The sequence below is a fragment of the Streptomyces viridochromogenes genome (assembly GCF_001270495.1).
GTDB classification, from domain to species: domain Bacteria; phylum Actinomycetota; class Actinomycetes; order Streptomycetales; family Streptomycetaceae; genus Streptomyces; species Streptomyces viridochromogenes_A.
In genome coordinates, this window is record NZ_LGUR01000220.1 from 1 (window position 1) to 12160 (window position 12160).

Consider the following 12160-nt stretch of genomic DNA (forward strand, 5'->3'; position numbering starts at 1 on the left):
GCTGGCGCGGGCCGGGCTGGCTACGAGGGAGGGGGTCGCTCGTTCGTGTGGGTTCCAGTGTACCGCGTGCATCAGGTTGATGCAGCATGTACCGTTGGCAGAAACACGGGACACCCCCCAACCACCCGGGCGGGGCGCGGGAAGCGAGGACTCTTTGAATCCGTCGGGCTTCGAGAAGCGCTTTGAAGCGCGAAAGGAAAACGATCGTGAGGTTAATTCGGCACTGGACCCGGAGCTGATCCGCTATCGGATCGTGGCGCAGCGCACCGATCCGGAGCACCCGGGCGCGTCGGTGGTGACGAACTACGCCTACGGGCGGTCGGTCGAGGAGGCCGTCACCAAGGCCCGCAAGGCGCTGGAGAAGCCGGACGGTCTGTACGGGGACCAGGGCATGTACCGCGTGGTGGAGGTGGTCGAGGAGAGCCCGTCCAGCGAACTCCGGCAGCAGGAGGAGGCCCGCCGGCGGTACCTCACGACCATCCTGGAGAACGCCACCACCACCGTGCGCGGCCGCGAGCCGGACAGCCCGGATGCGGAACTCCTCAGCCGCCTGGACGACTTCTTCACCCGCGCCGTCGCCTTCCCCGACCCGCACACCAGCGGCGTACACCCCCGGCCTCACCAAGCCACCTTCGGCTGGATCAGCGAGCCGCCCGGGATTGAGCACGCCAGCGACCCCGGCCGGGCCCTGGCCCTGTTCCTCCTGGCCTACCTGGACCACCACGGCCTGGACCTGGTGGAGGCAAGTGCCCGCACCAGCGCCCTGCCTGAAGAGCGCACGGACGTCGGCCGGCCTTCGGCCCGTGCCGCGGAAGAGAACCAGGCGTCGCCGGAACTTGTCGAGCGTGTCCTGGACATCTGCGGACAGCACTACGCGGCCGTGACCGGCACCAGCTCCGAGCAGTGGGACCAGGAGTCGGCCCGGGAGGTCGTGCGCATCGCCCTGTGCACCGTGCAGTTGGCGGAGCGGGACACCTACTACCCGCGGGCGCTGGAGACCTACCTGCAAACGCACCGGGCGCGGCTGGAGCGGCTGTGGCGCCGCTACGGGCCCGGCGGCATGTTCGCGGGCGAGCTCGTGCTGATCGACCTGCCCGCCTGCTTCGTGCTGTGCGAGAGGATCGACGAAAGCCCGCTCTGGCTCGAAGGGGTCTGGACGCGAGAGGGCTGGGAGAAAACCACGCTGGAAAGGCTTGAGAACGCCTGGCTGTACGACACGGGAGAGGAGGACGGACGATGAGCAGGATTCCGCTCAAGAAACACCAGATCGACCAGAAGTCGAGTTTCCGTAAGTGGGTCGGATTCCCTGCAAGGTCATCTGTGCCCCCTCAGGGTGCCCGTGGCACGATCGTGTCAGCGACCGGGTCAGGGAAAACGATCATGGCTGCCGCGAGCGCCCTGGAGTGTTTCCCCGAGGGCCGGATCCTCGTGACCGTGCCGACCCTGGATCTGCTCGTGCAGACCGCCCAGGCGTGGCGGGCTGTGGGTCACCGCTCCCCCATGGTCGCGGTGTGCTCGCTGGAGAACGACCCGGTGCTGAACGAGCTGGGGGTGCGCACCACCACCAACGCGATCCAGCTCGCCCTGTGGGCCGGACACGGGCCGGTCATCGTGTTCGCCACGTACGCCTCTCTCGTGGACCGCGAGGACTTCGAGGACCCGATGGGCCAGGGACGCGTTCGCGGGCCGCTGGAGGCCGCTCTGGCGGGCGGAGAGCGCCTGTACGGCCAGCGCATGGACGGTTTTTCGCTCGCCATCGTGGACGAAGCCCATGGAACTACTGGTGATCTTGGGAGGCCGTGGGCGGCGATCCACGACAACGCCCGGATCCCGGCGGACTTCCGGCTGTATCTGACCGCCACGCCGCGCATCCTCGCTTCGCCCCGGCCGCAGAAGGGCGTCGACGGCCAGGAGGCGGAGATCGCGAGCATGGCCGACGACCCGGACGGCACGTTCGGCGCCTGGCTTCCTGGTGCTGAACTCGGGCTCTCGGAGGCGATCGAGCGGGAAATCCTCGCCCCGTTCGAGATCGACGTCCTGGAGATCCGCGACCCCTCCCCGGTCCTCGGGGAATCGGAGGAGGCGCAGCGAGGCCGGCGCCTGGCCCTGCTGCAGACCGCCCTGCTGGAGCACGCGGCGGCGTACAACCTGCGTACGGTCATGACTTTCCATCAGAAGGTGGAGGAGGCGGCGGCGTTCGCGGAGAAGCTGCCGGAAACCGCTGCCGAGCTGTACGTCACCGAGACGGATGACGAGACCATGGTCAAGGCGGAGAAGGAGCTCCCGGCGTCGTCGATCGACGCGGAGTTCTACGGGCTGGAGGCCGGCCGCCACGTCCCGCCGGACCGGGTGTGGTCGGCGTGGCTGTGCGGCGACCACACCGTCATCGAACGGCGCGAGAAGATCCGCCAGTTCGCCAACGGGATCGACGCCAACAACCGGCGCGTACACCGCGCGTTCCTCGCCTCAGTTCGAGTCCTCGGGGAAGGCGTCGACATCACCGGCGAGCGCGGAGTGGAGGCAATCTGCTTCGCCGACACCCGCGGCTCCCAAGTGGAGATCGTCCAGAACATCGGCCGCGCGCTCCGGCTCAACCGCGACGGCACCACGAAGATCGCCCGCATCATCGTGCCGGTCTTCCTGGAGCCCGGCGAGGACCCCACCGACATGGTCGCCTCCGCCAGCTTCCGCCCCCTTGTAGCCGTATTGCAGGGCCTGCGCTCGCACGATGAGCGCCTGGTCGAGCAGCTCGCCTCCCGGGCCCTGAGCAGCGGGAAGCGCAAGGTGCACGTCCGGCGCGATGAGGACGGCCAGATCGTCGGGGCCGGCGGCGAGGGCGACGGCGAGGACCAGGAGCAGGACGACACCGACGCCGCTGCCGAGTCGGCCCTGCTCCACTTCTCCAGCCCGCGCGACGCATCGACCATCGCAGCCTTCCTGCGCACCCGGGTCTACCGGCCCGAGTCCCTGGTGTGGCTGGAGGGATACCAGGCCCTCATCCGCTGGCGGAAGGAGAACGAGATCACCGGCCTCTACGCCGTTCCCTACGACGTTGAGGTCGAGGTCGGGGTCACGAAGGCGTTTCCGCTTGGGCGATGGGTCCACCAGCAGCGGAAGGCATTGCGGGCCGGGGAACTGGAGGAGCGGCGCAAGACCCTGCTGGACGCGCCGGAGGCCGGGATGGTGTGGGAACCGGGCGACGAGGCGTGGGAGGCCAAGCTCGCCGCGTTGCGGTCGTACCACCGGGCCACCGGGCACCTCGCGCCGCGTCAGGACGCGGTCTGGGGCGAGGGCGAGGCGATGATGCCCGTCGGCCAGCACATGGCCAACCTCCGGCGGAAGGGAGCGAAGAACGGCCTGGGCAAGGACCCGGAGAGGGCCGCCGTGCGTGCGGCGCAGCTGACGGAGATCGACCCGGACTGGGACTGCCCGTGGCCGCTGGACTGGCAGCGGCACTACCGCGTGCTGGCGGACCTGGTCGACGCCGACGGCAGCCTGCCCGAGATCCAGCCCGGCGTGCTGATGGACGGCGACGACATCGGCAAGTGGCTCCAGCAGCAGAAGCAGCCGGGCACCTGGGCGCGGCTCCTGCCTGAGCAGCAGGAGCGGCTGTCCCAGCTGGGCGTCAAGCCGCTTGAGGCGCCGTCTGCCGCCCCGGCCGCCAAGGGGGCGACGAAGGGTCAGGGCAAGGCGCAGCAGGCGTTCCAGCGGGGCCTGGCGGCCCTCGCGCAGTGGGTGGAACGGGAGGGCCAGCGGCCGGTGCCGAGGGGCCACAGCGAAGAGATCGTGGTCGACGGCGAGGCGGAGCCGGTGGCTGTGAAACTGGGTGTGTGGGTCTCGAACACAAAATCGAGGCGCGACAAGCTCGCCCAGGACCAGCTGGCCGCGCTGCGGGAACTGGGCGTGGAGTGGGCGTGACGCTCCCGTCGGCGGGTCGTTGAACCGCTCGGACATCCCAGAGCACAGAGAGACCCCGGGTCGCAGATGCCCGGGGTCTCGTCCTGTCCCGCCGCAAAGGCGAGGGCCGCTCTCGCGGCACGGGTCAGCGCCGTTCGACGGGCTGTCCCGAGGTGGCCGCCCTGTTGCGTACGGGCTTGCCTTCGTTCCTCTTCTCCGTGCCCACAAGAGCCGGGTTGGCGAGGGAGTCAGTGAGGCTGGGCGGAGGCGGAGGAGGAGGTGGGGGTGGGTTCCCCTGGTTCTGTGTGTCTGTCATGGCCGCCAGTGTGCAGCACGAGACTGACAGTGGAGAGGACGATCCCGGCGGCGACAGCGGCCAAGGCGACCGTCCATCGCTTCGTCTTCCGCTGGTGCAGGCGGGCGTTCTTCTCGAACATCCCCACCCGCGTTCCGGCCAGAGCCCCCAGCGTCGCGCCCTTCTCCGAGCGTGCGTAGGTGTCCAGGACTTCCCGCGGCTTGATGTCCTCGTACTCGGCGAGGTTGAAGACCGAGATGCCGAAGCCGACGGCCACCGCGTACGCCGCGAAGGCCGCGGCGCCGGTGAACGGCTCGAAGCTCCGGGAGGCAAGGAACTGGGCGGCTGTGGCCGCGAAGCCCACCAGGAAGATCGCCTTGGTGTCTACCTTCGCGCCGGAATCCGCCTGCCGCGCCAGGCGCGCCGCCAGTTCGCTGTTGATCAGCTCCAGGGTCTCCTTCTGATCCTCGAACTCCTGCGGCGTCATCGTCATGTCCTGAGCGTATGAAACGCCGAGCGTCCTCTTCGGCTACAGCCCGAACTGGCTCATCAGGTCCGTGCACAGTTCGTCAGCGCTGCTGCGTCCTTCGTCATCCGCCGCCGCAGGGGAAAGGACGGTGTGTGCGGGTTGGAGATGGTGGGGCCTGCGGGCGTACGGCGGCTCCGTCTCCGCCCCGTCTCCCCAGGTCGAGGTGAGCGGCGTCATGGCCCTGGGTTTGTCCGGGGAGATGATCAGCGCAGTCAGTTGCAGGGTGCTGTCCAAGCGCAACTTTCGCTGGTGCTCCTGCGCGGTGGCGATGAAGTCGTAGCAGCATGCCGTCACCAAGCGCTCGGATACCCGGAGGACGTCGTCTTGTCCCGGGAGCTCCGCCCCCGCATCACGGATGAAGGACAGGTTGGCGGCCATCACCACGGTGCCGTCGTAGTGCAGCTCGGTGATGATCTCCCGGTTCATGGGTGACTGGAGGTTGTTGCACACCCAGCGGCGCAGACCAGGGCGCGGGTTGAGTCGAGTGTCCGGCCCCATCCCGACCAGGGGGCCTGGCACCAACTCTCTCGCGTGCAGAACGCGGGCTCGCGTCTTGGCGGCCTCCAGGACCTCCCGAGCCTCACCCCGGCTCATCGTGTAAGCACCGCGCGGCAGGGGCCGCTGGGGCCGGGAGACCGCGAGGAACCATGCCGAGGGCGCGTAGGCGTGCGCGGTGATGGTCTGGGTGGTGAAGTCGATGTGGCGCTGGATTTCTTCCTCTGCCCGGCCGACGCGGGCGAAGCGGTCGCGGTAGGCCCGCTCGATCTGGTGCTCTGACATCCAGGCGGTGTGGTCGTTGTCCCGGTAGGGGACGACCGCGGCCTGCTGTTCCTTGTCGCGTGCTGCGCCGCCGTAGACGAAGTGGGGTGCCATCTCGCTGGCCGGCACATCGACGACCAGGACGGTCTTCGTCCCGTCGGTCAGCTCGAATATGTCCAGGTCCGGCAGGTAGGGCTGGACGTGGTTGCGGATCCACTGGGCGTACTGCTGCCGGTTGACCTGCTCGGGGTCGATGCCCACCAGGGCGGTCGTCTTGTCCTGGACGCCGAAGATGATCAGCCCGCCGCGGGTGTTGGCCATGGCGGCGACGTCCTTGGCGAACTCGTTCCACCGGCCGTCCCGGGGCGGCTGGGGAAGCATCTCCTTCCAGTCCAGGTCGTCGGTCTCCTCCAGGTTGTCCGCTGCGGCCTGGTGGACCATGTCGAAGGTGAGGGGGCCGGGCGGGCATCCGAGGTGTTCGTGGAGTCGTGTCCATGTGCGTGCCATGCGCGGCAGCGTAGAGGGCGTATCGAGCCCTGTCAGAGACGCTTCCCCCTTGCGATGGCGGGCGGTGATTAACACTCCAGGAAACCGATGGCTCACCCTGAACAGGAGAGCCCCCGTACTCACTCGGAACATCGGGCGCCGCTGGCCGAACCGGTCAGCGTGAGGTGACTCCGGCGCTCTCCGCTCGCGTCGCTGCGTCCGGCACCGATGCCCGCCTGAGCCTGTACAGCGCTTCGAGGGCCCGGTCCACCACGGCCGGCTGCCGGATCCGATTGGACGCCATACCGGTACTTACCGCTCTGCGTCGCCCCGCGTATGGGCCTGGACGCCTGCCGCCTCCCGGGCCAGGCTGTCGAGATGAACGACGCGAACGACTCCGGCTCGGACGACGGCAGGATCGACAACGTCTCCCTCTACATGGAGACGCTCAAGGCCCGAATGGACCCCGAGCAGTACGACGTCCTGGCCAAGGCCGTGCACGAGACAGCGCACCTGATAGCCGAGGGCCATCAGGCCGGCCCTGTCGGTGACGCCTCACAGTTCACCGATGAGGTGCAGCGGGAGTACGCGACGGTCCTGGCGATTCTCCTGACCGGCCGCATGGACCACCGACTCGTGGAGACGCCCAGCCCCGACGGCAGCCCCGGCTTCGCCATCGTGGAAGCCTCCGCCGCCGACGACCCGGCGAAACTGCAAGAGTTGCGCGAAAAGCACCGTCGCTTCGTCACTGAGCAGCAGGCCCTCTACAACGAGCTGGACGGCATCGCCCGTGCCAGCGGCCTGAGCGCCGACGACTGACCATGCGCCGCACGGCTCACCCCCGCACCGCGCCCCGCCGCCCCCGGGCGGCGGGGCGCTGGGACCGTCCTCCCCGCGCGCTGGCATCGCCCGCAGCCGGACTGCTCCCCGCCGATGTTCCCCGCCTGACGCCGCTGCGGCGCGGCGGCCCGGCCGACGCGCAACCGGCTGAGCGCGCCCCGATCCCCGGCCGCGGCCGCGCCGCCCATCCCGCCCGTCCCTTCCTCCTTGACTTCAGCCAAGGGACATGGGCAGATCAGCCGCAACGGGGATGTCAGCAGGCCGACCATGGCAAAACGGCGTGGTGACCTGCGCGGACATGGGGACGGTTCTGCGGGCCGCGCAACACCTAGCGCACCCCTTGGCGCAACATCCAGCGCAACAGATAGGCGCAGCCCCCAGCGCAACCTCGTGCTCCTGGTCGACCGGGGCGACCGGTCACGCGGCCCGGACGGCTCCGTGGGCGCGGGCGAGGTGGCGCAGCTCGGAGCGTGCCGCTGGCACCGAGGGGACGGTCTCCCAGTAGGGATGCCACCACAGCCGTACGGACAGGAGCAGCAGGCGGCGGCGCAGGGTTGTGGTGTCGTGGGGGCGGGGGGCGGCGAGTGCTTGGTAGGTGGCGTTCCATGCGGCTTGCGTCTGCACCAGGTCGTCGGGGAAGTCGGTCACGTCCATACCGGCATTAGATCGCTTGTTCGAATTGCGTGTCACTTCGGACACGCCCTGTCTGGCGCTGTGGTCGGGGGTCGCGACTGGCGTGGTCGGCCTCATGGTCGGGCCTGTGGTCGGCCCCACCAAGGTGGTCCGGCCCGGTCTGGAGCGGCACCCGGGCGGGTGATTTCCCTTCGCGTACGCGGGCGCAGTCCTAGCGGTGCGCGTCCAACTTGCCTATTTCCAGGGGGTATTGACAGCTTTTCATGTGTTCTGTCATGTTCTGTCCCGCCGCTTCCGGCGAACGAGCGAGAGGTGATCTCATGCGACGAACTGAGTACGACGCGAGCCAGGCCGCCAAGCGACTGAAGGTGCCCGCAGCGGCCTTCCGGTGGGCCCGGCACACCGGCCTCATCCCTGACCCGGACGCGTCGTCGTTCCAGTGGTCCCGGGCCGCTGTGGAGGCTCTGGACGCCGACGCCGTCCGGGCCGCGATGGCGTCCCCGCCGATCGGCGGTGGCGCGGCGGCGGACCGGATCGCGGACGCGCTCGGCACCCCGAACGTGATCGGCGAGAAGGCGAACGTCACGGCCTTCGTGGTGCGGCGGTTCATCGACCGCGGCCTGCTGGTCGACCTGAGCGCGAACCCGGATGGGACGCTGCACCACCCCGGCCAGGTCGCGGAGGTCTGCCGCCGCGAGGACCTGGCGGACCTGGTCGCCGCCGACACTCCGCTCGGTCCCGAGCAGGCCGCCGCCAGGCTTGGGGTGCGCAGGGTCGAGTTCGACCACATGGTGCGGCTCGGCTGGGTCCGCTCCCCGCAGTCGATCGAGGTCCGCTTCGGCACCAGCCGGGCCGGGGCCGTCGACGTCGCGCTCTACACCACGGCGTCCGTCGACGCGGTCGTCCCTGCCCATCCCGAGGTCGACTGGGAGCAGCTGCGCGCGGTGGAGAAAGGCCGGCGCTCTCCTCTGGGATCGCTGCGCCCGGCACCGGCACCCGCCTGAGCGCCCCCGCGCCGGTACAGCGCTACGAGGGTGCTCCCCCGCCCGCCGCGTCCCAGCCGTCCAGAAAGGCGGCCAGGGCGCGGCGTTGTGCTTCCTCGCGGGCGATCTGCCGGGCGAGGGCGTCGCGGTCGATGTACGGGTCGACGGCGGCGAGGACCAGGCGCCGGAGTTCGGCCGGCTCCAGCGCCTCCACCTCCCACTGCACCGGGCGACGGGGGTCGAAGCCGTAGCGGTCGGCGAAGGCCGGCCACCTCGGATCGCCGCGCTTGCCCTCGGTCGCGGGCAGCTCGTAGGCGCGCACCTGCTCGTAGGTCAGCAGCACCCTCTCGGTGTGGCTCCAACAGCCCGTGCGCGCCACCCAGTCCCGCTCGATGTCCTCGCCCGAGCAGTCGAAGTCACCGACCACCAGGAGCACGGCGTCCCGCGGGTCGGCGGTGACGCGGTCGTGGACGACGTCGGCGTACGACTGCGAGCCGAAGCCGCGGACCACCAGGACCGGGATACCCGCATCGGCGAGCCAGCCGGTCAGCTGCTGGCGCAGGGTGTCCTTCTCCGCCGCGACGTACAGGGCGTGCTCCTGGCCCTCGGTGCGGTCGAGGCGGAACCAGTCGGGCATCTCCGCGAGGAACGCGTCCGCGCCCGTCCAGGCCGGCGGGACGTGGACCTCCCGGACGGTGTCGATCAGGTCGGGGAACCGGCCCTCCCGGCGGGCCTTGGCCAGCTGTGCGGACAGACGGCGGTACATCGGCGCCGTGTGCGGCAGCGTTCCCTCGGAGGCCAGGCGGTACATGACCTGGCGCAGCGTGACCTTCATCGGCGCGTACCCGTTCACGATCTCCCGCGCCCGGTCCACCACGGACGGCCACCGCACCCGCTCACGCGCCATACCGGTACATGTACCCCTCGCTGCTCTGCGGCCCCGATTCGAAGTTATCCACAGGCCCCAGGCGTGACCGGCGGCTCCCTCGTACGCTGCTGCCCGAATCGATCACACGGGGGTGTGCGGGATGCGGTACGGCGTGGTGGTGGAGGAGCTCGCGGTGGAGGTCATGGCGCAGCTGCCCGACGACCGGGCGCGGCGGGAGGTGATGGCACTGGTGGAGGTCGCGCGGATGGATCCGCGGGCCTGGCCCGATGTCCGCGATCCGGGCTCGGTGGAGGAGATCCGGGAGGCGTTCGGGCGGCGGTGCTGGATCCAGTTCATGCCGCACGCCGGCGCGATCGAGGTCCGTGACATCGGGTGGGTGGGCTGATCTCCGGTCTGGCGCTGTCGTCGCCGTCTGTTTCGCGCTCTGGCGCCGAAGCCGACTGCCTGGCAGGGGGCACATATCGGGCGCGGTGGGCGAGCGCAGGCCAGTAGTGTCTGTGGCCTCCAGTGGTGACGGACAGGGAGCGCGCGAATGCAGTCTGATGAACCATCCCGGCGGGGCGCCGATCCATGGCTCGGCCACTACGCGGAGCGGGCAGCGGGGATGGTCGCGTCCGAGGTGCGGGCCCTCTTCGCGGTGGCGTCGCGCCCCGAGATCGTGTCACTGGCTGGCGGGATGCCCAATGTGAGTGCCTTGCCCATGGATGCCGTCGCCGGGCTGATGGCCGACCTGGTGACGGAACGCGGGCCGGTCGCGCTGCAGTACGGATCCGCCCAGGGCGATCCGAGCCTGCGGGAGACGATCTGCACGGTGATGGCCGAAGAGGGCATCGACGCTCACCCGGATGACGTGGTGGTCACCGTCGGCTCGCAGCAGGCGCTGGACCTGGTGGCGCGCGTGTTCCTCGATCCGGGTGACACGGTGGTCACCGAGGGCCCGACGTATGTCACCGCGCTGGGGACGTTCGCCGCGTACCAGGCCCGCGCCGTCCACGTCGACATGGATGAACGGGGCGTGCTGCCAGAAGCGTTGGCGGAGACGTTCGCCCGGCTGGAGCGCGCCGGGCGTCCGGCGAAACTCTTCTACACGGTGCCCACCTTCCAGAACCCGGCCGGTGTCACGCTGGCCGCTGAGCGGCGTTTACGCGTCCTGGAGGTGTGCCGCCGGGCCAAGGTGCTGGTGCTGGAGGACAACCCCTACGGCCTGCTACACCTCGAGGGCGAGCCGATGCGGGCCCTGCGCGCCGACGCCCCCGCGGACGTCGTCTATCTGGGCTCGTTCTCCAAGACCCTGGCGCCGGGGCTGCGGGTGGGCTGGGCGCTGGCGCCGTCGGCGGTGCGGGACAAGCTGGTGCTGGCGGCGGAGAGCGCGATGCTGTCCCACTCCGCTTTTGCCCAGCTCGCCGTGGACCGGTACCTGCGCACTCAGCCGTGGCAGGAGCAGCTGAAGGCCTTCCGGGAGATGTACCGGGAACGGCGCGATGCGATGCTCGACTCCCTTGAACAGCACATGCCGGCGGGGGTGTCGTGGACAAGGCCGGGCGGCGGCTTCTTCGTCTGGGTGACGCTGCCTGAGGGGCTGGACTCGAAGGCCATGCTGCCCCGGGCGGTCCAGTCGAGGGTGGCCTACGTGCCGGGCACCGGCTTCTACGCTGACGGCGCTGGCCGCCGGGCCATGCGCTTGTCGTACTGCTATCCGCCACCCGAGCGCATTCGGGATGGTGTTCGGACCCTCGCCGACGTGATCGGCACCGAGCTGGAGCTGTGGGAGACCTTCGGCGCCACCGCGCACCCGCACAGCGGAGGCCCGCAGACCCCGGGCCCGGACCACTCCTGACGCCCCTGACTGCAGAGGAACGGAATCAGCATGAGCGACCTGAACGTCACCGTCATCGCCGGGGGCCTGTCACCGGAACGCGAGGTGTCACTGCGCTCCGGGTCGAGGGTGGCCGACGCGCTGCGCCGGGCCGGGGTCGAGGTGGAGCTCCGCGACGTCGGCAAGGACCTGCTGCCCGCGTTGGCGCAGGACTCGCCGGGTGTGGTCTTCCCTGTACTGCATGGCATTGCCGGGGAAGACGGGACCATAAAGGAGGTCCTGGAGCTGGCCGGGGTGCCGTACGTCGGCGCCCGCCCGCACGCGTGCCGCACCGCGTTCGACAAGACCACTGCCAAGGCGATCCTGGACCAGTCCGGGCTGAAGACTCCCGAGTCGGTGACGCTGCCGAAGCAGGCGTTCCACGACCTGGGCGCGGCCGCGCTGACGGCCCGGGTGGTGGAACGGCTGGGTGCTGAGCTGTTCGTCAAGCCGCGTGCGTGCGGCAGCGCGTTCGGTGTGAGCCGGGTGGAGTCCGCGGGGGACCTGCCGCAGGCCTTGATGGCGTGCTTCGCGTACCACGATGAGGCGCTGATCGAGCGGCGTGTGACGGGCACGGAGATCGCCGTCGGGGTGGCCGATCTCGGTGACGGTCCGCGCGCGCTGCCCGTGGTGGAGATCGACGCGGGGACGGGCCTGTACGACTACACCGCCCGCTACACCCCGGGCGCCGTGGAGTTCCACTGTCCGGCCCGCCTGCCCGCCGAAGTGGCCAAGGAGGCCGCCCGGGTGGCCGTCGCCGCGCACCAGGCGCTGGGGCTGCTGGACCTGTCGCGCACGGACGCGATCGTCACCGAGGCCGGAGAGGTCTTCGTCCTGGAGACGAACGTCGCCCCCGGGATGACCGAGACCAGCACCTACCCCATGGCGCTCGAAGAGGCGGGTCTCGACTTCGGCGTCTTCTGCCGCGATCTCGCGGCCTTGGCCGCCCACCGGCACGGTCTGTCTGTCTGACGACGTGCGACGGCCGCCGCAC

General features: G+C 70.1%; 11 protein-coding genes. 7 read left to right on the top strand and 4 right to left on the bottom strand.

Annotated elements, in window-relative coordinates; translation table 11 throughout:
- The first annotated feature begins 253 nt into the window (after nt 1-253).
- Complete coding sequence (locus tag ADK36_RS30750; RefSeq protein ID WP_234329935.1) at nt 254-1240, top strand: hypothetical protein; 987 nt, start codon at nt 254-256, stop codon at nt 1238-1240.
- Nucleotides 1237-3918 (top strand): DEAD/DEAH box helicase, encoded by a 2682-nt coding sequence (locus ADK36_RS30755; protein WP_078950843.1) that lies wholly within the window; start codon nt 1237-1239, stop codon nt 3916-3918. Before ADK36_RS30750 ends, ADK36_RS30755 begins: the two co-directional genes overlap by 4 nt.
- Nucleotides 3919-4145: 227 nt before the next feature.
- On the opposite strand, the gene ADK36_RS30760 is transcribed toward ADK36_RS30755, so the two are convergent.
- Together ADK36_RS30760 and ADK36_RS30765 are read right to left on the bottom strand one after the other, a co-directional pair.
- A complete protein-coding gene (locus ADK36_RS30760; protein ID WP_063784882.1) occupies nt 4146-4685 on the bottom strand; it encodes a hypothetical protein in 540 nt (179 codons plus the stop codon).
- Between the two features lie 36 nt (nt 4686-4721).
- Complete coding sequence (locus ADK36_RS30765; protein ID WP_053199735.1) at nt 4722-5987, bottom strand: AlbA family DNA-binding domain-containing protein; 1266 nt, start codon at nt 5985-5987, stop codon at nt 4722-4724.
- 357 nt (nt 5988-6344) lie between these two features.
- Between ADK36_RS30765 and ADK36_RS30770 the strand changes: the two genes are divergently transcribed.
- Nucleotides 6345-6785: a hypothetical protein gene (locus ADK36_RS30770; RefSeq protein WP_053199866.1), complete on the top strand. Its 441-nt coding sequence runs from the start codon at nt 6345-6347 to the stop codon at nt 6783-6785.
- A 438-nt stretch (nt 6786-7223) separates the two neighbouring features.
- Here ADK36_RS30770 and ADK36_RS30775 read toward each other — a convergent pair whose 3' ends face one another.
- The gene (locus ADK36_RS30775; protein ID WP_053199737.1) at nt 7224-7460 is read right to left on the bottom strand and encodes a hypothetical protein; all 237 of its coding nucleotides are present in this window, start codon (nt 7458-7460) and stop codon (nt 7224-7226) included.
- A 299-nt stretch (nt 7461-7759) separates the two neighbouring features.
- Here ADK36_RS30775 and ADK36_RS30780 point away from each other — a divergent pair, with 299 nt between their 5' ends.
- Nucleotides 7760-8443 (top strand): hypothetical protein, encoded by a 684-nt coding sequence (locus tag ADK36_RS30780; RefSeq protein WP_199830283.1) that lies wholly within the window; start codon nt 7760-7762, stop codon nt 8441-8443.
- 22 nt (nt 8444-8465) lie between these two features.
- Here the strand turns inward: ADK36_RS30780 and ADK36_RS30785 are convergent, their stop codons facing one another.
- Nucleotides 8466-9329 carry a hypothetical protein gene (locus tag ADK36_RS30785; RefSeq protein ID WP_053199739.1) on the bottom strand — a complete coding sequence of 288 codons (864 nt, stop codon included), beginning with the start codon at nt 9327-9329 and terminating at the stop codon, nt 8466-8468.
- Nucleotides 9330-9450: 121 nt separating this feature from the next.
- Between ADK36_RS30785 and ADK36_RS30790 the strand changes: the two genes are divergently transcribed.
- From ADK36_RS30790 to ADK36_RS30800, 3 genes are all read left to right on the top strand, one after another.
- Complete coding sequence (locus ADK36_RS30790) at nt 9451-9696, top strand: hypothetical protein (protein ID WP_053199742.1); 246 nt, start codon at nt 9451-9453, stop codon at nt 9694-9696.
- Nucleotides 9697-9843: 147 nt separating this feature from the next.
- The gene (locus ADK36_RS30795) at nt 9844-11148 is read left to right on the top strand and encodes a PLP-dependent aminotransferase family protein (RefSeq protein WP_063784883.1); all 1305 of its coding nucleotides are present in this window, start codon (nt 9844-9846) and stop codon (nt 11146-11148) included.
- Nucleotides 11149-11178: 30 nt separating this feature from the next.
- Nucleotides 11179-12138 carry a D-alanine--D-alanine ligase family protein gene (locus ADK36_RS30800; protein WP_053199746.1) on the top strand — a complete coding sequence of 320 codons (960 nt, stop codon included), beginning with the start codon at nt 11179-11181 and terminating at the stop codon, nt 12136-12138.
- Nucleotides 12139-12160 lie beyond the last annotated feature (22 nt).